Raw genomic sequence first — 17862 nt, forward strand, 5'->3', positions numbered from 1 at the left:
CGTGGGTTCGAGCTCGGTGTGCCCCCCGGCATCGTCGCCGGGGGGCGCACTCACGATCAGGCCTGCTCGCCCTCGGGAGCCTCGGCCTGGGGGGCCTCGTCCGCCGGGGTCTCGGCCGCGGGGGTCTCGGTGGCGGCCTCGACGACCTCCTCCGAAGCGCTCTGCACGGCCTCGGCGACGGGCTCGGACGGCGCGGGCTCCTCGGCGGCGGCGCCGACCGCGGCGGCCTCCGGGGTCTTGCCCTCGAGCAGCTCACGCTCCCACTCGGCCAGCGGCTCGGCCGCGGCCTCGGCCGGCTTGTCGTCGCCGGTGGCGGCGCCCGAGCGGGCCATGAGGCCGTCGGCGACGGCGTCCGCGACGACCCGGGTCAGCAGGCTCACGCTGCGGATGGCGTCGTCGTTGCCCGGGATCGGGAAATCGACCTCGTCCGGGTCGCAGTTGGTGTCGAGGATCGCGATGACCGGGATGTTCAGCTTCCGCGCCTCGCTGACCGCGATGTGCTCCTTCTTGGTGTCCACGATCCAGATCGCGCTGGGGACGCGCGTCATGTCGCGGATACCGCCGAGGGTGCGCTCGAGCTTCTCCTTCTCACGCTTGCGCATGAGGAGTTCCTTCTTGGTCATGCCCGAGCCGGCGACGTCGTCGTAGTCGAGGAGCTCGAGCTCCTTGAGGCGGACGAGCCGCTTGTGCACGGTGGAGAAGTTGGTGAGCATGCCGCCCAGCCAGCGCTGGTTCACGTAGGGCATGCCGACGCGCTGCGCCTGCTCGGCGATGGCCTCCTGGGCCTGCTTCTTGGTGCCGACGTACATCACCGAGCCGCCGTGCGCGACGGTCGCCTTGATGAACTCGTACGCCCGGTCGATGTAGGACAGCGACTGCTGCAGGTCGATGATGTAGATGCCGTTGCGCTCAGTGAGAATGAAGCGCTTCATCTTCGGGTTCCAGCGCCGAGTCTGGTGGCCGAAGTGCACACCACTCTCCAGCATCTGGCGCATGGTGACGACGGGAGCCATAGCCCGTGTTCTCCTGTCTGACCCGCGATCGGGCCATGTCTCGGTTACCTGTTGCGCCCGCGACACATCCCGCCGCCGCTGCGCGGCGGACCGAGAGATGTGCCCCGCTGGCTCTGAGAGCCGATGGCCTGCGGGCGCGTGAATTCAGCCGTGGGTGGTGCAACCGCCTACGGCCGTCTGATGAGTCTATGGGATGACCGGCCGGGTCGTGGAATCGGCCGGTCATCGGCACGACTCCCCCTGGGCTTCCGGCAGGCTTCCCTCGGGTTGCCGGCCTGCTTCCCTCGGGCCTCCCTCGGGTTGTGGCGGGCTTCCGGCGGGTTGCGGTGGGCTGTTGCACGGACCTTTGCCGGGCTTCTGCGTGCGGGGTTATCCACAGTGCGGCCGGGGGCTGGCCGTTCGTGCCGGTCACCGGCCAGGCTGCGGGACATGAACGTGCTGACGACGCTGCTGTGCTGCCTGAGCCTGCTCAACGGCCCGTCGACGGTCCCGGGCGCCTCCTGGCGCTGGCCGTTGGCCCCCGTGCCCGCGGTGCTGCGGGGGTTCTCGCCACCCGCCGTGCCCTGGGGGCCCGGCCACCGGGGCGTGGATCTGGCGGCCCGCCCCGGCCAGCCGGTGTACGCGGCGGGCGCGGGGCTGGTCTCGTACGCGGCGCGGCTGTCCGGCCGGGGAGTGATCGCGATTCTGCACGGCCCGGCCCTCAGGACGACCTATCTGCCGGTGCGGCCGTCGGTGCGGCCGGGCCGCCGGGTCGCGGCCGGAGACCGGATCGGGGTCGTGGAGGACCTGCCCGGCCACTGCGGGCCCCGCGTGTGCCTGCACTGGGGGCTGCTGCGCGGCCCGGTCTACCTCGATCCGCTGTCCCTGGTGCGCCCCGTCCAGGTGCGGCTGCTCCCGGTGTGGGGCGTTCCCCCGGCAGGACACGCCTCGCGTCCGCCCGGCCCGCACCCCGCCGTGCCGTACGGTTCCGGGGCCCGGGAACGCCCGCCCTCCGCCGGATCGGCCCGGCCGGGTCGCCACCGGCCCGGCGGGGCAGCGGCCGGGCCCGCGTTGTCCCTGGCCGGCTCCGCCGGCGGCATCAGGGAGGCGGGCGGCGGCCTGGTGGCCGGGATGCTGGTGGCCTTCACCCTCATGCTGGCGTGGCGGCGCCTCCCGCTGCGCCGCAGGCCCCCGGGCGGCGTGATCGACCTGGCCCGGGAGCGCCGGCGCCGCCGCTGCGCCCGCTCTGGATGACCGACGGGCCTCCCCTGCCCGGCGGACCACGAGGCCCCGTCCGAGGACTTCCGGCACTCCGGGCCACCGGCCTGCGGTTCACGCCGTGTACCGGGTGGAATCCAGGTGCCTACCTGCCGCCACCGGGTCCTCTCCAGTCCTTCGCCGGTCCTTCGCCGCCGGGACCGGCGGATACGCCCACCGGCACGTCGCCCCCTCCCGCACCCCACCCGGCCGCAGCCGCCCACGCCCAGGCCGACCGACGTGCCTACCGTCGAGGCCGGCGGATCCACCCCTGGCGCGGCACCCCACACCGCTGACCCTTCGGCACCCGCCTGACTCCGGCACCGCCTGCCTTTCGGCACTGCCTGCCTTTCGGCACTGCCTGCCCTTCGGCACTGCCTGCCCTTCGGCACTACCTGCCTCCGGCACCGCCTGTTGCCCTTCGGGACTGCCCGCCGTCGGGCTTTGGGCGTCTGGGTGCGAAGCACGCCCGAACTCCGCCGCGCGGGCATCGGCTCGGTCGGCGGAGGCGGTTTCGCGGTGGTCACGGCTGCCGCCGCGCCGAGTTATCCCCAGAACCCGATTCGCTTACCAGCGGCCGGATGCGCGCGGCACCGTCGATTGCGGAGGTGAGGCGCATGGACGCCCCGATCAACCCGAAGGACGCCCTCGGCCGCCGCGGCGAGGCGACGGCGGTCCGATATGTGACCCGGCGGCTCGGCTGGACCATCCTCGATCGCAACTGGCGCTGCCGCGACGGTGAGCTCGACCTGGTCGCCTACGACGGCCACCGGCACATCGTCTGCGAGGTGAAGACCCGCTCCAGCCTGACCTACGGCACGCCCGTCGAGGCGATCACCACGGTCAAGGCGGCACGGTTACGGCGGCTCGCCGGGCGCTGGGCCGACGAGCACGGCGTCCGCGCTGCCTCGATCCGGATCGACGTGATCGGCCTCCTCGCCACCGGAGGCACCACCGGGCACGGCGGCGACGAGGAGCTCGAGGGCTTCGCCGTCGATCATTTGAGGGAGGTGTGCTGACCGTGGCGCTGGCGAAGACCCGCGCCGTGGCCCTGGTCGGGGTCGATGGCCACGTGATCACGGTCGAGGCCGCCATCACCTGCGGTGTTCCCGGCCTGCACCTGGTCGGGCTGCCGGACGCGGCGCTCAGCGAGGCCCGCGACCGGGTGCGCGCGGCCATCCTGAACGCCGGCGAGAGCTGGCCGAACAGGCACACCACCGTCAGCCTCAGTCCGGCGAGCCTCCCCAAGCGAGGGTCGGGCTTCGATCTCTCCATCGCGGTGGCCATCCTCGCCGCGGCCGGAGCCGTGCCGGCGGCCGCGTGCGCGGATGTGGTGATGCTCGGTGAGCTGGGCCTTGACGGCCGGGTGCGGGGCGTTCCCGGGGTGCTGCCGGCCCTGCTGGGTGTGGCGGACGCCGGCTACACCACCGTCGTGGTGCCCAGGTCCAACGCCGCGGAGGCCGAGCTGGTGCCGGGGCTGCGCGTGATCGTCGCGACCAGCCTGCGCGGTCTGCTGTGCCGGCTGCGCGACGAGCCGCCGCCGGCGAGTGACGAGGACGACCCCGACCCGCCGGTGCGGGGCCCCGACAGGTCGGCGTCGGCCGCCCGGTCCGGCTCCCGTCGTGGCTTCGCCGACCTCGCCGACGTGCGCGGCCAGCCCGACGGCAGGAGGGCGCTGGAGATCAGCGCCGCGGGCGGACATCACCTGTGGCTTACGGGGCCGCCCGGCTGCGGTAAGACCATGCTGGCCGAGCGGCTTCCGACCCTGCTGCCGCCGCTCGACCGGGACGCGGCACTCGAGGCGACCGCGATCCACTCGGTGGCGGGCACGCTGCCGCCGGGCCAGCCGCTCATCGAGCGGGCGCCCTTCTACGCCCCGCACCACTCCGCCAGCCGGGCGGCCATGGTCGGGGGCGGCAGCAACCGGCTGATCCGGCCGGGTGCGGTGTCGCTCGCCCACAACGGCGTGCTGTTCATCGATGAGGCCCCCGAGTTCGGCCGGGGGGTCCTCGACGCGCTCCGCCAGCCCCTCGAGGACGGCGAGGTGTCGATCGACCGGTCCGGGCTGAGCACCCGTTTCCCGGCCCGGTTCACCCTGGTCATGGCCGCCAATCCGTGCCCCTGCGCCGCCGCCAAGTCCCAGGAGTGCGTCTGTTCTCCGGCGATGCGCAGCCGCTACCTCGGCAGGGTCTCCGGCCCGCTGCTCGACCGGATCGACCTCAAGCTCACCCTGGAGCCGGCCAACCGGGCCGAGCTCCGGTACGACCTGGAGGCCGCCGAGTCCAGCTCGGTGGTGGCGGCCAGGGTGCTGGAGGCACGCGAACGGGCGCTGAAGCGCATGGCGGGCACACCGTGGCGCGCCAACTCCGACGTTCCCGGCACCCAGCTGCGCAAGCGGTTCGCGCCGCCGGGCGAGTCCATGTGGCCGGTGGACGACGCGCTGACGCAGGGCTCGCTGAGCGCCCGGGGGCTGGACCGGGTGCTGCGGGTGGCGTGGACGCTGGCCGACCTCGGCGGCCGCGACGCCCCGGCCCCCTACGACGTCAGTGAGGCACTGAGATTCTGGAAGGGGACGAGCACGTGACCGTGTCCTACGACGAGCGGCTGGCCCGTGCCATGTTGTGCTACCTCGCCGAGCCCGGAGACGCCTTACTGGGCCGGCTGGTCGTCCGGATCGGGCCGCTGGACACCGTGAAGGTCGTCACGTCCGGGCGGGTGCCCACCGGGCTGGTCGGCGGGCGGGACGAACACCGGCTGGCCCAGCGCCTGGCGGGCTGGCGGGTACGGTTGCCGGCCGCCGACCCGGAGGCCGACCTGACGGTCTGCGAGCGGCTCGGCGGCCGGATGATCTGCCCCGGGGAGCCGGAATGGCCCACCCAGCTCGACGACCTCGGCGACCGGAGGCCGTACGCGCTGTGGCTGCGCGGCCCGGGAGACCTGCGGTACGGCTGTCTTCGTTCGGTCTCCGTGGTGGGAGCGAGAGCGGCAACCGACTACGGCAAGCGGGTGGCCACGGAGCTGGCCGCCGAGCTCGCCAATCATGGCTGGACGGTCGTCAGCGGCGGCGCCCTGGGCGTCGACGCCGCCGCGCACCGGGGCGCGCTGGCCGCCGACGGCCCGACGGTGGCGGTGCTCGCCAACGGCGTCGACGTGACCTATCCACGGCGCAACGAGGTGCTGCTCGCGGAGGTGGGGCGGCGGGCCCTTCTCCTCAGCGAGTGGCCGCCCGGGATCACCCCCACCCGGCTGCGCTTCCTCGTCCGCAATCGAGTGATCGCGGCGCTCACCAAGGCGACCGTGGTGGTGGAGGCGGACCTGCGCAGCGGGGCGCTCAACACCGCGAAGTACGCCCGGCAGATGAACCGGCCGGTGCTGGCGGTCCCCGGGCCGGTGACCTCGCTGATGTCCCGTGGCTGTCACAAATGGCTGCGCGACGACCTGGCGATCTGCGCGACGACCGCCGCCGAGGTGATCGAGACCGCCGGCCGGATCGGGGCGGACCTCGCTCCGGAGCAACGCGGACCGGTCCTGCCCAGAGATCAGCTCGATCCCGGGTCCTTGCTGGTCCTGGACGCGATACCGGCCCGAGCCGGGGCCGGACCGGCTCAGATCGCGGTGGCGGCCGGCATCGACATCAACACGGTGCGGAGCAGGCTCAGTCTGCTCTCCGCGGCCGGCTTCGTCGAACGATGCGAACAGGGCTGGCGGCTCCCCCGCAAACGAACCGGCAACCGAACCGGCAAGCCGGACGGCAGGTCAGGTGCCGGATCAGACGGCAAGCCCGGAGGCGATCCGGGCAGCGATCCCGCCGATCGGCGAGACGGCAGGCCGGGCACGGAACCGCCATGGTGAAGCCCGCCGCCTGCCCCATGATCTTGCGGCCCCTCCGGGCCGAATCGGGAGATCACGGCCGGGCGCGGGGCGACGGCTCAGTTGCTCGGGAGCTCCAGATCGCTCTTGGCGAGTTCCTCCACGTTCACGTCCTTGAAGGTGACCACCCGGACGTTCTTGACGAAGCGCGCCGGGCGATACATGTCCCACACCCAGGCGTCCTGCATCGTGACGTCGAAGAAGGTCTCACCGTTGTCGGTGCTGCGCACCTGAAGATCCACCGAGTTGGTCAGGTAGAAGCGGCGCTCGGTCTCGACGACGTAAGCGAAGAGACCGACGACGTCGCGGTACTCCCGGTAGAGCTGCAGCTCCATCTCGGTCTCGTATTTCTCGAGATCCTCTGCACTCATGATCGAAATCGCCTCTCCAGGCCCATGGCTCTCCCTCTCACCGGCTCAGGCAACTCCTGCCCGTTCGGCGACTCCCCGGAGAGTTGCGCCATTTCCGTCGGCCCTCCCGACGGCCCCTGCTCCATTGTCCTGCATACCGGCCTCCACCGCTCGCCGTCCGTCCTCCGGCGTCCCGGCCGACTGCTGATCATCCTCTGGCTTCCCGGCAACGCTCTCGGGGATCCCTCCTTCGGGCGTTCCCTCGGCCTGCACGGCGTCGGCCGGCACCTCGTCCGGCGACATTCCCTCGGCCGGTGTCCCCTCCCCCGGCGGTCCACCGGCCGTCGTCCCCTCCACCAGGGGCCCGCCGGTCTGCGCGCCGGTCAGGCGGGCGACGTTCACGAACGAGAAGCGGTGCTGCGGACAGGGCCCGTGTGCCGCGAGCGCCGCCGAGTGTTCCGGGGTGATGTAGCCCTTGTGCACATGGAAACCGTACGCCGGGAACCGGTCGTGCAGTTCGACCATCAGCCGGTCCCTGGTCACCTTCGCGACCACCGAGGCGGCGGCCACGCAGGCAGCGACGCGGTCGCCCTTGGTCACGGCGAGCGCGGGCACCTCCAGGCCCGGCACCGGGAACCCGTCGCTGAGCACATAGGCCGGCCGGGTCTCCAGCCGGGTCACGGCGCGCCGCATTCCGGCGATGTTGCACCGGTGCAGGCCGATCCTGTCGATCTCCTCGCAGGGGATCACGACCGCGCTCCAGGCCAGCGCTCGGGCCACGACCTCGGCGTAGATCTCCTCCCGGCGCCGCGGCGTGAGGAGCTTGGAGTCGGCGAGCCCCTCGATCTCACCGCGCCGGCCGGGCCGCAGGATGACGGCGGCCACCACCAGCGGGCCCGCGCAGGCTCCCCGGCCGGCCTCGTCCACGCCCGCGACAAGATCGAATCCGCCGTGCTCCAGGGCACGCTCGAAGCCGTACAGACCGGCGTCACGCCGGGGGGTGAACCTCGGCGGCCGTCGCACGCTCATCGCCCAACTCACGCTCCGCAGCGTACGTCGCAAAACGCCCGGTGCGGAGCACTTCTCTCAGGGCGAAGAGCAGCGCTCAGGCCGAAGATCGGCTCACCAGCGCCAAGAGGTTCAGCCAGAGCAGGTTGAGCACAACACCACCCGCACGACGAGCGACGGCCTCAGCCCGGCGAACGGCTCGACGAGCGGCGGCGGCGACGTAGCCATGTGAGGGGGAGCGCTCCGGCGAAGCCGAGCGCCAGCGGGGCCCCGGGCAGGGCCGCGTCCGCCAGCGCGGGCTGGTCGAAGGTCTCCGGGATCGGCAGCGTCTTCCAGCGGTCGACCGGCCACACCACGACGAAGGCCCGCCCGATGACCCGGTCGGTGCCGATCGTCCCGCCCCCGGCGTCGCCCAGGTGCGCCCGCGAGTCCGCGGACACCTCGCGGTGGTCGCCCATCACCCACAGCCGGCCCTTGGACACCGTGATGTCGAAGGGCCGGTCCGAGGGAACGTTCTGCTGCCTGGTGACGGGGTCGGTGTACAGGTACGACGTCTCGTCGATCGGCTGCCCGTTGACCGTGATCCGGCCCTGGGCGTTGCAGCACTTCACGTGGTCACCCCCGACGCCGATGACCCGCTTGATGTAGTCCTTCTCCCCCGGGACCACCCCGAACGCGCTGCCGACCGCGTGCAGCACCTTGGTCAGCGGGTTGGTGGGCTCCTCGACGTTCACCTCGGGGTCCCACGAGTCCACCCCGTTGAAGACCACCACGTCCCCGCGGTGGATGTCCCGGGTGTGATAAACGATCTTGTTGACGAGGACGCGATCGCCGATCTTGAGCGTGTTCTCCATCGACTGCGACGGGATGTAGAACGCCTGGACAGCGAAGGACTTGATGACCAGGGCGAGCACCAGGGCGACGCCGATCAGCACCGGCAGCTCGCGCCAGAAGGAGCCCTGCTTCTTGTCCTTCGCGGAGTCCTCCGCGGTTTCCTCCGCGTTCTCCGGCCCCTTGCCGGTCCCGGACCCCTTGCCGGTTCCGGAGCCCTCGGTGTCCTGGGCCTCTTCGGGTTCAGCCGGCTCATCGGAGCCGGAGCCGGACCCGTCACCCGGGTCACCGGCGTCGGCCGGTTCATCGCGGCGGGCTGCGTCATCGGAGGGCGACGGCGACACCTCCGGTTCGGAGATCCCGGACTCGGCCGCGGGCGAGGCCGCAGAGGAGCCGGACTCGCCGGACTCGCCGCTGGAGGTCTCGGTCCGCTTCTCGTCGGGCAGTGCGCCCTCGGCTTCGGAACGCACGTCTCTCCGATCGTTCTCAGCTGCCGCGGGCTTCCCGGCGCCGCGCGAGGCGGGCGACTCCCCCGTCACCTGGTCATCATCCGTCATCCCGTTGAGCCTATAACCGCGCCGGGCCGGGGACTTCCCGGAGAGGCGTGTCGCCTCCCGGCAAGATCACACTTCTGCGGCGTACGGTGCCACCGGCGAGCGGAACGCCCTGGTCCGTCACGAGGAGGACCAGGGCGTTCGGCGACGCTACGGAAAGGCGGCTCAGAAGTCGCGCTTCTCCTTGATGCGGGCGGCCTTGCCGCGCAGGTTACGCAGGTAGTAGAGCTTGGCGCGGCGGACGTCGCCTCGGGTCACGACCTCGATGTGGTCGATCGACGGGCTGTTGAGCGGGAAGGTCCGCTCGACGCCGACGCTGTAGCTGATCTTGCGGACGGTGAAGGTCTCGCGCGAGCCGCCGCCCTGCCGCCGGATCACCACGCCCTGGAAGACCTGGATCCGGCTCCGGTTGCCCTCGGTGACACGTACGTGCACCTTGAGCGTGTCGCCCGGGCGGAACTCCGGGACGTCGGCACGCATCGCGGCCGTCTCGATCTCCTGGATCAGGGTGTGCATGACTGCGTTTCCTCGTCGTCAACCGCGAACATGAGAGGCCCCGAACCGATCACATGGGGGCATCACGTCGCACAAGTGGGTGTTTCTGGGAAGTCGTGACGTGCCCGCTGCCAAGAAGCAGGGCGACGCCTTAGCGTACCGTAGGTTCGCCGTCCACTGGGAAACCGGCCTCATCGAGCACCTGACGATCACGCTTGTCGAGCGTCTCGGGGGCGAGGGTGGCCACCAGTTCCGGGCGATTCTGGGCGGTCCGGCGGAGCGCCTGATCACGCCGCCACCGGCTGATGGCGGCATGGTGCCCGGACAGCAGGATCTCCGGAATGGCGCGGTCCCGCCAGACCGGGGGCTTGGTGTAGACGGGTCCTTCGAGCAGCGCCTCCATCCGCCCAGGAGCGAAGGAGTCGTCCGAGACCGACTCCGCGTTGCCGAGCACTCCCGGCAGCAGCCGGCTGATCGCCTCGATCATGACCAGTACGGCCACCTCGCCGCCGGCCAGCACGTAGTCGCCGATGGCGACCTCGTCGACGGGCATCCTCTCGCGGGCGTCCTCGACGACGCGCGAGTCGATGCCCTCGTATCGGCCGCAGGCGAACACCAGCCAGGGCTCCCGGGCGAACGCCACGGCCTGCGCCTGGGTGAAGGGGCGCCCGCTGGGAGTGGGCACGACCAGTCTCGGCATGACCTCGGCGGGTGGGGCGATCTCGTCCAGCGCCGCGCCCCAGGGCTCGGGCTTCATGACCATGCCGGGGCCGCCGCCGTACGGGGTGTCGTCGACCCGGTGGTGCTTGTCGTAGGTCCACTCGCGCAGGTCATGGACCCGCAGGTCCACCACCCCGCGCTGCCTGGCCTTGCCCAGCAGCGAGACGTCGAGCGGCCCGAAGTACTCGGGGAAGATGGAGATGATGTCGAATCTCATGGGCACACCTCGGGCGGGCCCCAGGCGAACACCGCGTACGACCTCACGGCGTACGAAAACCGCATACGAACACCGCCTGCACTGGCGCGAGCGGCCCGCGCTCTAGGAGAGCAGGCCGGGGGGCGGGTTGATGACGATCCGGCCGCCGGTGACGTCGACCTCGGGGACGATGGCCGCGACGAACGGCACGAGCGCCTCCTCGCCGGAGGGGCGGTCGACCACCAGCAGATCCTGACCGGAGTGGCGGACCTCCCGCAGGACGCCGACCTCGGCGCCCTCGACGGTCACCACGGTGAGCCCGATCAGCTCGTGGTCCCGGAACTCCTCGGGGTCGTCGATCGGCGGGAGTTCTTCAGAGTCGATGACCAGCACCGTGCCGCGCAGTTCCTCCGCGGTGGTGCGGTCATCGCTGCCTTCGAAGCGCACGAGCAACGTGCCGGAATGCCAGCGCGCCTGCTCGACGACGAGCGGGCCGGACGCCGCCGGCTCCGTGGCGAGCACCGTTCCCGGTGCGAACCGGTCATCGGGGTCGTCCGTACGGACGTCCACCGTGACCTCTCCACGAAGACCGTGCGGACGGCCGACCCGCCCCACAACGAGTTGCATGTCGTCAGCGGACCTCGTTGACGTCGAGCAGGTCCACGCGCACATACCGGCCCCCGGAGAGGGCACCGATCACGGTACGGAGTGCCTTGGCGGTACGACCGCTGCGGCCGATGACCTTGCCGAGGTCCTCAGGGTGAACACGCACTTCGAGGACCCGGCCACCCCGGATCCGCTTGGCGTGCACCTGGACATCGTCGGGATTGTCGACGATGCCACGGACCAGGTGCTCGAGCGCTTCTTCGAGCACTTTAGGCCTCGCTCTTGGCTTCAGTCTCGTCGGTGGTGGCCTCGGCCGCCGGTTCGGCGGACTTGGCCTCGGTGGCCGGCTCGCCCTTGGGCTCGTCGGCCTTCTTGGCATCGGCCTTCTTCGGCTCTGCCTTCTTCTTGGCCTTGGGCTGCGCGGCGACCTCGTCGCCCATGGTGGCCTTGACGGCGGCTTCGAAGACCGCCTTCTTGTCCGCCTTGGGCTCGGCGACCTTCAGGGTCCCCTCGGCACCGGGCTCGCCCTTGTACTTCTGCCAGTCGCCGGTGACCTTGAGGAGGGCGCGGACCGGGTCGGTCGGCTGCGCGCCGACGCCCAGCCAGTACTGAGCCCGCTCGGAGTCGACCTCGATGAGCGAGGGCTCCTCCTTCGGGTGGTACTTGCCGATCTCCTCGATGGCACGGCCGTCCCGCTTGGTGCGGGAGTCGGCGACGACGATCCGGTACTGCGGGTTCCGGATCTTCCCCAGACGCTTGAGCTTGATCTTGACTGCCACGGGTGTGGTGTTCTCCAGACTTGACACGTGGGAGCGATGTCCGAACCAGGTGGGGAACACCGGGGCGGGGACGCTCCATGGACACCGGACCGGCGGAGGTTGAGAGGGCCCCTCGCGGTTCGGGTTTCCAGGTGGCCATTGTGCCAGACGATCGGCCCGAAGTCGCAATCGACCGGCGACAACGCGCTACCGGGAATCGCGGTCCGTGTTCCCCGGGGCGGCAGTCGGCCTCTTCGCCGGACATATCCCCCCGGCGGCCGCGTCGCCACGGCCACCGGAGGGGTCGGCCGTCACTTCTTCCTGGGCCGGCCCTGGAACTTGCTCAGGTCGGGCATCTGGAAGCCGGGCGGCAGCTGGCCGGGCAGCCCGCCCGGCAGGCCGCCGCCGAGCGCCGGGGGCAGCCCCTGCGGCTCCGCGGAGGGCTGCGGCTGCTGGGAGTTGCCGGCCCGCTTGCGCGGGTCACCGCTGCGCTGCTTGCCCTTCTTGGGCTTGTTCGCCTTGGCGGGCTTACGGCGCCCGCCCGGCATGCCGGGGATTCCCATGCCGCCCATGCCGCCGGCCATCTGGCGCATCATCTTCTGCGCGTCGAAGAACCGGGTGACCAGTGCGGCGACCTCGCCCACAGTGACGCCCGAGCCGCGGGCGATCCGGGCCCGCCGGGAGCCGTTGAGGATCTTGGGCTCGGAGCGTTCCTGGGGGGTCATCGAGCGGATGATGGCCGCGACGCGGTCGAGGTCCTTGTCGTCGATCTGGTCGATCTGCTGTCGCATCTGGCCCATGCCGGGCAGCATGCCGAGCAGGTTCCCGATCGGGCCGAGCTTGCGGATCATCATCATCTGCTCGAGGAAGTCCTCGAGGGTGAAGTCGCCGCCGGAGGCGAACTTCGAGGTCATCCTGGCGGCCTGGTCGGCGTCGAACGCCTTCTCCGCCTGCTCGATCAGGGTGAGGATGTCACCCATGTCGAGGATCCGGCCGGCCATCCGGTCGGGGTGGAAGACGTCGAAGTCCTCGAGCTTCTCACCGGTCGACGCGAACATGATCGGCCGGCCGGTGATGTGCCGGACCGACAGCGCGGCGCCACCGCGGGCGTCACCGTCGAGCTTGGTGAGGACGACCCCGTCGAAGCCGACCCCGTCGACGAACGCCTGTGCGGTGGTGACGGCGTCCTGGCCGATCATGGCGTCGACGACGAACAGGATCTCCTGCGGCCGTACGGCGTCGCGGATGTCGGCGGCCTGCTGCATCATCTCGGCATCGATGCCGAGCCGGCCCGCGGTGTCGACGATCACGACGTCGTGCTGGGAGCGCCGGGCGTGCTCGATGGAGCCGCGGGCCACCCCGACCGGGTCGCCGACGCCGTTGCCGGGCTCGGGCGCGTACACCGCGACCCCGGCGCGCTCACCGAGCACCTGGATCTGCTGGACGGCGTTGGGCCGCTGCAGGTCACAGGCGACCAGCAGCGGCGTGTGCCCCTCGCCCTTGAACCAGCGGGCCAGCTTCCCCGCCAGCGTGGTCTTACCGGCGCCCTGCAGACCGGCGAGCATGATCACGGTCGGCGGGCTCTTGGCGTAGCGCACCCGCCGGGTCTCGCCGCCGAGGATCTCGATGAGCTCCTCGTTGACGATCTTGACGACCTGCTGAGCCGGATTCAGCGCCTGGGAGACCTCGACGCCGCGCGCCCGCTCCTTGATCCGGTCGATGAAGTCCTTGACGACGGGCAGCGCCACGTCGGCCTCGAGCAGGGCGACCCGGATCTCACGCGTGGTCGCGTTGATGTCCGCCTCGGAGAGCTTGCCCTTGCTGCGCAGCGATGAGAAGACCGTTGTCAACCGGTCGGAAAGCGTCTCGAACACGTGTCCTGACCGTCCTAGAAAGCTTCAGGGATCCTGAGCGTCCAGGGTATCGGGTGAATCCGGGCCTGCGTCCGGCCAAAGCCGAGCCGAAACCGACCGGCACGACCCATCCGCCGCCCATTCCCCCCGCCCATCCCTCCGTGATCATGCAATCGTTCGTCGATTGATTGCCTGATCACGGCGGGGTGAGGCGGAGTGAGGGCCCGCCGCCGCCCGGCTCCGTCCGCTGTGTACACAACCCGGTGCCGCTCCTTACAGTGCGGAACTCGCGGCGCCGGGCCGCCCGTCCGTAGTGTCGGCGACATGACCAGGTACGGCGCGATGTTCGGCCCAGACATCACCTTCCTCGGCGTGGACCGGTGCGATCTCGAGGAGCCGGAGTCGTACGCGGACGCGGACGTCGTCATCCTCGGCGCGCCCTTCGACGGCGGCACGTCCAACCGGCCGGGCGCGCGTTTCGGCCCCAAGGCGCTGCGCGAGGCGTGCTACCTGCCGCACGACGGGTCGCGGCCCAGCCTGGCGCTGCGCGTGGACGGGCTCCGTGACCTGCGGGTGTACGACGCCGGGGACGTCGAGTGCTACTCCGGTGACATCGAGACCAGCATCGCGGCCATCGAGGAGGCGGTGTACACGATCACCGCGTCGGGGGCGATCCCGCTGGTGCTCGGCGGCGACCACACCATCGCGCTGCCGGACGCCCGGGGCGTCGCCCGCCACCATGGCTTCGGCCGGGTGTCGATGGTGCACTTCGACGCGCACGCCGACACCGGCCACATCGAGTTCGGCCATCTGTACGGGCACGGCCAGCCGATGCGCCGCCTGATCGAGTCCGGCGCGATCCGCGGCGACCGGTTCCTGCAGATCGGGTTGCGGGGCTACTGGCCGGGGCCGGAGACGCTCGACTGGATGGCGGCACAGCGGATGCGCTCGTACGAGATGACCGAGATCGTCACCCGGGGCCTGGAGCACTGCCTGACCGAGTCCTTCGCCATCGCGCTGGACGAGTGCGACGGGGTCTACCTCTCCGTCGACATCGACGTCTGCGACCCGGGTCACGCCCCCGGCACCGGCACCCCCGAGCCGGGCGGCCTGTCGGCCCGTCAGCTCCTCGACTCGGTCCGCCGGATCTGTTACGAACTGCCGGTCGTCGGCCTGGAGATCGTCGAGGTCGCGCCGCCGTACGACCACGCCGACATCACCGCCTACCTCGGCAACCGCGTCGTCCTCGAAGCGCTGTCCGGTATCGCGCGCCGCCGGCTGGACGCGGAGAACGGCACCACCTGGGACCCCGCCCGCCCCCTCCTGGACGGCCGCTGACCTGGATCGAGCCGTGCCGCGGCAAGCCGGGCCGTGCCGAGTCGCCGGTCAGGCGAACCGCGCCAGGTCGGCCGGGTCGAAGGTCACGGTGACGGGCTTGTCCGCCTCCAGCACCGCGGTCACGACCGTGCCGGCCTCGATCAAGCCCACCTGCTGGTAGGCGTCACCGTGCAGGTCGAGCAGCCGTACGCGCGGATGCGGCTCCAGGTCCACGATCCAGTACTGCGGAACACCGAGCGCCGCGTACTCGCTCACCTTGCGGACCCGGTCGGTGCGCTCGCTGCCACTGCCGGGCGAAACGACCTCCGCCACGAACAGCAGTTCCCTGCCGGGGATCTGCCGGAGCGATCTTTCCTCGATCGCGGCACGAGCCACTTCCCGGGGCACCACGAAGGTGCCGGGCTTGCGGATCCCGGCCGGGGTACCGATCTCCCACTCTCCGCCGACCCCGACGAACACCTCGGCACCCGCCTCTGCGGCGGCTTCTTCGATGATGCGCGACAGCCGCTGACCGGCCCAGTTCTGCCAGGGACTCGGAGACAACTCGATCAGCCATCCGTCCTCGAGTTCGAATCCCTTGCCACCCTCCGGTAGGGCATCCAGGTCCCGGACCGTGTAGGGGCCACAGGCGACGTCACGGGCCGGACCTCCTCCGCTCATGGCACTCCGTACCTTCCTCGCAACGGACCGTGACATCGTACGCACTGAACGCTTTCAGCGTACCCAGAACGAGCGCCGGGAGCCGGAGACCATCACCGCCGCCGGGCCGGGTGCCACTCTCGTCGGACTACGACATCATCCACGCGCTGCCCGGACGCCCCTGAACGACCACCACCCGGGAAGGGATCACCCTCACCGAGGCTCGCGGGCCGTGCTGGGGAGCCGCGCCCAGACCGTCTTGCCGCCCTTGCCGGGGAACCTTGCGCCCCAGGCCTCGGCCAGCGACTCGACGATCTCCAGTCCGCGCCCGCCGGTGTCCTCCTCCCGGGCGGTCCTGCGTACGGGCGCGGCGAGGCAGGGGTCCCAGAGCTCGACCACCAGCGCCTCGGGCTCGGTGAACAGCCTGAACTCGATGACGGCGCCCGGGGCCGCGGCGAGCGCGTTGGTGCCCAGCTCGCTGACCACCAGCCGGGCGTCGTCGACGAGCCAGGGCAGGTCCCAGGCGCGCAGCTGCACCCGGGTCAGGTCCCGGAGCAGGCGGATCGCCGCGGGGGTCGCCGTCAGGCTCGTGCTGAACTCATGTGCTTCACGGCCTGGCCGTCCCGCCGTCGTCGTGGTCATTCGTTCCGTCCTCGGTCCGGGCCCTGCGTGGGTCACCTCAGTGTTCATCCACTCGGAGTGTCGTTCACCCGGAGTAATCTGATGGGCACAATTAGCGGCCAACGCCCGGTGACCGGAAACGAGGAAGCGCCATGGGCCGTCCCCCCAAGCCGATCGATCCCCGCGAGTCGCTCGCCGCCCTGGTGGGCTGGAAGATCCGCAGCCTGCGGGAGGCGCATGGCTGGACCCAGCCCGAGCTCGGCACCCGCATCTCGTGCACCGGCGACCACGTGTCGAAACTGGAGCTGGGCACCCGCGCACCCGACCTCCGCATCGCCGAGTTGCTCGACGCCGCCTTCGGTACGGCTCCGTACTTCACCGAACACCAGCCCGTCCTGGCCAAGGAACGCATCCCCGGCCCCGCCCGCAACCTCGCCGACCACGAGGAGACCGCCGCCACGATCAAAGTGAACGTACCGACACTCATCCCCGGCCTGCTTCAGACCGAGGCATACGCCCGCACGCTGGTGTTGGCGGGGCACTACGCCAGCGGCGTCGAGGAAATCGTCGCCGAACGACTACGGCGGCAGACGATCCTCGATCGGAAGAACCCGCCTCGCCTTCTGGCGATCCTCGATGAGATGGCGCTTCGTCGCATGGTCGGCGGAGCCGAGGTCATGCGAGAACAGCTCGGCAAGGTCCAGGAAGCCATGGCCAGGAATCACATCACCGTCCAGGTGGTCCCGGCCCGGACCGCCGCCCATGCCGGCTTGACGGTCGGCTTCACTCTCATGACTTTCGATGAGGGCGGCGATATCGCCTACGTAGAGGGCATAAGAGGCACGGATCAATTCATCAACGATCGCCGTATCCTCGCCCGGTTCATGGAGACGTACGATCTCATCAGATCCGTGGCCCTACCCTCCGAGGACACCGCACGGCTGATCAAAGAAATTCGGGAGAGTCTATGACTGACTTCTCGGTCGCCCGCTGGCGCAAGAGCAGCCGGAGCAACGACGACTACGGGAACTGCGTCGAACTCGCCGCCACACCCACCACCATCGGCATCCGCGACAGCAAGAACGTCCCCGGCCCCGTCCTTGAACTCACCCTGCCCCGGCTCGCCGCCCTCCTGACCACCATCAAGTCCGGCGATCTGGACCTCTGAGCTGGTGGAGCGGGATGAGCCCGTCGATAAATGCATCGACATCGGTCGCGATGATCGGGGATGCTTCGCGCGATGACCAGAATCGACGACACGCCGCCCGCGTGGGACGAGCGCACCCAGCTCACCACGTTTCTCGACTACACACGGGACACCGCCCGCGCCAAGTGCGATGGCGTCTCTGCGGAGAACGCCCGCAAGGCGCTCCTGCCGGGCTCACCACTGATGACCATGAGCGGAGTGATCAACCACCTCCGCTGGGTCGAGTACTACTGGTTCCAGGTGGTCTTCCTCGGTGAGGAAGACCAGGGTCCCTGGACCGAGGAGGACCCTGACCGCGAGATGCGTATCGCCGTCGACTTCCCGCTCACGCAGTTGCTCGACGAATACACCGAACAGAGCGCCCGCTACCGCGAACTGGTCGCCGGGAACGGCCTGGACAGCCAGGCCAAGCGAGCCGTCCGCGACGGCCTCCATGTCGACCTGCGCTGGATTCTCCTTCACCTCACCGAGGAGACGGCCCGCCACAACGGCCACCTGGACATCCTGCGCGAGATGCTCGACGGCACGACCGGCGACTAGATCCGGCGGAGATCAGGGTCGGAGCCA

General features: G+C 70.7%; 20 protein-coding genes. 8 read left to right on the forward strand and 12 right to left on the reverse strand.

Going from position 1 to position 17862, the window contains the following annotated elements:
* Positions 1-56: 56 nt before the first annotated feature.
* Positions 57-1013: a 30S ribosomal protein S2 gene (gene rpsB / locus ACRYCC_RS36370; protein WP_433818560.1), complete on the reverse strand. Its 957-nt coding sequence runs from the start codon at positions 1011-1013 to the stop codon at positions 57-59.
* A gap of 429 nt (positions 1014-1442) precedes the next feature.
* On the opposite strand from rpsB, the gene ACRYCC_RS36375 reads away from it, so the two are divergent.
* From ACRYCC_RS36375 to dprA, 4 genes are all read left to right on the forward strand, one after another.
* Entirely contained in the window at positions 1443-2246 is an 804-nt protein-coding gene (locus ACRYCC_RS36375; RefSeq protein ID WP_433818562.1) for a murein hydrolase activator EnvC family protein, read from the forward strand.
* Between the two features lie 620 nt (positions 2247-2866).
* Positions 2867-3268 carry a YraN family protein gene (locus ACRYCC_RS36380; RefSeq protein ID WP_433818564.1) on the forward strand — a complete coding sequence of 134 codons (402 nt, stop codon included), beginning with the start codon at positions 2867-2869 and terminating at the stop codon, positions 3266-3268.
* Positions 3269-3270: 2 nt separating this feature from the next.
* Positions 3271-4833 carry a YifB family Mg chelatase-like AAA ATPase gene (locus tag ACRYCC_RS36385; protein WP_433818566.1) on the forward strand — a complete coding sequence of 521 codons (1563 nt, stop codon included), beginning with the start codon at positions 3271-3273 and terminating at the stop codon, positions 4831-4833.
* On the forward strand, positions 4830-6101 hold the full coding sequence (gene dprA / locus ACRYCC_RS36390; protein ID WP_433818568.1) for a DNA-processing protein DprA: 1272 nt from the start codon (positions 4830-4832) through the stop codon (positions 6099-6101). Before ACRYCC_RS36385 ends, dprA begins: the two co-directional genes overlap by 4 nt.
* A gap of 77 nt (positions 6102-6178) precedes the next feature.
* Here dprA and ACRYCC_RS36395 read toward each other — a convergent pair whose 3' ends face one another.
* The 9 genes from ACRYCC_RS36395 to ffh form a co-directional block, all read right to left on the reverse strand.
* Positions 6179-6490, reverse strand: coding sequence for a DUF2469 domain-containing protein (locus tag ACRYCC_RS36395; RefSeq protein WP_433818570.1), 312 nt, complete (start codon positions 6488-6490; stop codon positions 6179-6181).
* Between the two features lie 45 nt (positions 6491-6535).
* A complete protein-coding gene (locus ACRYCC_RS36400) occupies positions 6536-7510 on the reverse strand; it encodes a ribonuclease HII (protein ID WP_433818571.1) in 975 nt (324 codons plus the stop codon).
* A 149-nt stretch (positions 7511-7659) separates the two neighbouring features.
* Entirely contained in the window at positions 7660-8865 is a 1206-nt protein-coding gene (gene lepB, locus ACRYCC_RS36405; protein ID WP_433818573.1) for a signal peptidase I, read from the reverse strand.
* A 162-nt stretch (positions 8866-9027) separates the two neighbouring features.
* Complete coding sequence (rplS, locus tag ACRYCC_RS36410; RefSeq protein WP_433818575.1) at positions 9028-9378, reverse strand: 50S ribosomal protein L19; 351 nt, start codon at positions 9376-9378, stop codon at positions 9028-9030.
* Positions 9379-9508: 130 nt separating this feature from the next.
* Positions 9509-10294 carry a tRNA (guanosine(37)-N1)-methyltransferase TrmD gene (trmD, locus tag ACRYCC_RS36415; RefSeq protein ID WP_433818577.1) on the reverse strand — a complete coding sequence of 262 codons (786 nt, stop codon included), beginning with the start codon at positions 10292-10294 and terminating at the stop codon, positions 9509-9511.
* A gap of 102 nt (positions 10295-10396) precedes the next feature.
* Positions 10397-10900, reverse strand: a complete 504-nt coding sequence (gene rimM / locus ACRYCC_RS36420) for a ribosome maturation factor RimM (protein ID WP_433818579.1) — start codon at positions 10898-10900, stop codon at positions 10397-10399.
* A 4-nt stretch (positions 10901-10904) separates the two neighbouring features.
* The gene (locus ACRYCC_RS36425; RefSeq protein WP_433818581.1) at positions 10905-11147 is read right to left on the reverse strand and encodes an RNA-binding protein; all 243 of its coding nucleotides are present in this window, start codon (positions 11145-11147) and stop codon (positions 10905-10907) included.
* Between the two features lies 1 nt (position 11148).
* On the reverse strand, positions 11149-11658 hold the full coding sequence (gene rpsP, locus ACRYCC_RS36430; RefSeq protein ID WP_433818583.1) for a 30S ribosomal protein S16: 510 nt from the start codon (positions 11656-11658) through the stop codon (positions 11149-11151).
* A gap of 290 nt (positions 11659-11948) precedes the next feature.
* A complete protein-coding gene (gene ffh, locus ACRYCC_RS36435) occupies positions 11949-13511 on the reverse strand; it encodes a signal recognition particle protein (protein ID WP_433818585.1) in 1563 nt (520 codons plus the stop codon).
* A 303-nt stretch (positions 13512-13814) separates the two neighbouring features.
* On the opposite strand from ffh, the gene speB reads away from it, so the two are divergent.
* Positions 13815-14828: an agmatinase gene (gene speB / locus ACRYCC_RS36440; RefSeq protein WP_433818587.1), complete on the forward strand. Its 1014-nt coding sequence runs from the start codon at positions 13815-13817 to the stop codon at positions 14826-14828.
* Positions 14829-14876: 48 nt separating this feature from the next.
* Here speB and ACRYCC_RS36445 read toward each other — a convergent pair whose 3' ends face one another.
* Positions 14877-15488 (reverse strand): Uma2 family endonuclease, encoded by a 612-nt coding sequence (locus ACRYCC_RS36445; protein ID WP_433818589.1) that lies wholly within the window; start codon positions 15486-15488, stop codon positions 14877-14879.
* Positions 15489-15680: 192 nt separating this feature from the next.
* Positions 15681-16109 carry an ATP-binding protein gene (locus ACRYCC_RS36450; RefSeq protein WP_433818591.1) on the reverse strand — a complete coding sequence of 143 codons (429 nt, stop codon included), beginning with the start codon at positions 16107-16109 and terminating at the stop codon, positions 15681-15683.
* A gap of 182 nt (positions 16110-16291) precedes the next feature.
* Between ACRYCC_RS36450 and ACRYCC_RS36455 the strand changes: the two genes are divergently transcribed.
* The 3 genes from ACRYCC_RS36455 (at position 16292) to ACRYCC_RS36465 (ending at position 17835) form a co-directional block, all read left to right on the forward strand.
* Positions 16292-17059 carry a helix-turn-helix domain-containing protein gene (locus ACRYCC_RS36455; RefSeq protein WP_433818593.1) on the forward strand — a complete coding sequence of 256 codons (768 nt, stop codon included), beginning with the start codon at positions 16292-16294 and terminating at the stop codon, positions 17057-17059.
* Positions 17056-17256 (forward strand): DUF397 domain-containing protein, encoded by a 201-nt coding sequence (locus ACRYCC_RS36460; RefSeq protein WP_433818595.1) that lies wholly within the window; start codon positions 17056-17058, stop codon positions 17254-17256. The genes ACRYCC_RS36455 and ACRYCC_RS36460 overlap by 4 nt, the downstream gene beginning before the upstream one ends.
* Before the next feature lie 72 nt (positions 17257-17328).
* Positions 17329-17835: a DinB family protein gene (locus tag ACRYCC_RS36465; RefSeq protein WP_433818597.1), complete on the forward strand. Its 507-nt coding sequence runs from the start codon at positions 17329-17331 to the stop codon at positions 17833-17835.
* Positions 17836-17862: the final 27 nt, after the last annotated feature.

Source organism: Actinomadura scrupuli, assembly GCF_050971785.1.
In the GTDB taxonomy this organism is placed as follows: Bacteria; Actinomycetota; Actinomycetes; order Streptosporangiales; family Streptosporangiaceae; genus Actinomadura_E; species Actinomadura_E scrupuli.

Bases quoted from the DNA above. Each gene is read 5' to 3' on its own strand.
- rpsB (WP_433818560.1), bottom strand. From the start codon at position 1,013: ATGGCTCCCGTCGTCACCATGCGCCAGATGCTGGAGAGTGGTGTGCAC.
- ACRYCC_RS36375 (WP_433818562.1), top strand. From the start codon at position 1,443: ATGAACGTGCTGACGACGCTGCTGTGCTGCCTGAGCCTGCTCAACGGC.
- ACRYCC_RS36380 (WP_433818564.1), top strand. From the start codon at position 2,867: ATGGACGCCCCGATCAACCCGAAGGACGCCCTCGGCCGCCGCGGCGAG.
- ACRYCC_RS36395 (WP_433818570.1), bottom strand. From the start codon at position 6,490: ATGAGTGCAGAGGATCTCGAGAAATACGAGACCGAGATGGAGCTGCAG.
- lepB (WP_433818573.1), bottom strand. From the start codon at position 8,865: ATGACGGATGATGACCAGGTGACGGGGGAGTCGCCCGCCTCGCGCGGC.
- rplS (WP_433818575.1), bottom strand. From the start codon at position 9,378: ATGCACACCCTGATCCAGGAGATCGAGACGGCCGCGATGCGTGCCGAC.
- trmD (WP_433818577.1), bottom strand. From the start codon at position 10,294: ATGAGATTCGACATCATCTCCATCTTCCCCGAGTACTTCGGGCCGCTC.
- rimM (WP_433818579.1), bottom strand. From the start codon at position 10,900: ATGCAACTCGTTGTGGGGCGGGTCGGCCGTCCGCACGGTCTTCGTGGA.
- speB (WP_433818587.1), top strand. From the start codon at position 13,815: ATGACCAGGTACGGCGCGATGTTCGGCCCAGACATCACCTTCCTCGGC.
- ACRYCC_RS36445 (WP_433818589.1), bottom strand. From the start codon at position 15,488: ATGAGCGGAGGAGGTCCGGCCCGTGACGTCGCCTGTGGCCCCTACACG.
- ACRYCC_RS36450 (WP_433818591.1), bottom strand. From the start codon at position 16,109: ATGACCACGACGACGGCGGGACGGCCAGGCCGTGAAGCACATGAGTTC.
- ACRYCC_RS36460 (WP_433818595.1), top strand. From the start codon at position 17,056: ATGACTGACTTCTCGGTCGCCCGCTGGCGCAAGAGCAGCCGGAGCAAC.
- ACRYCC_RS36465 (WP_433818597.1), top strand. From the start codon at position 17,329: ATGACCAGAATCGACGACACGCCGCCCGCGTGGGACGAGCGCACCCAG.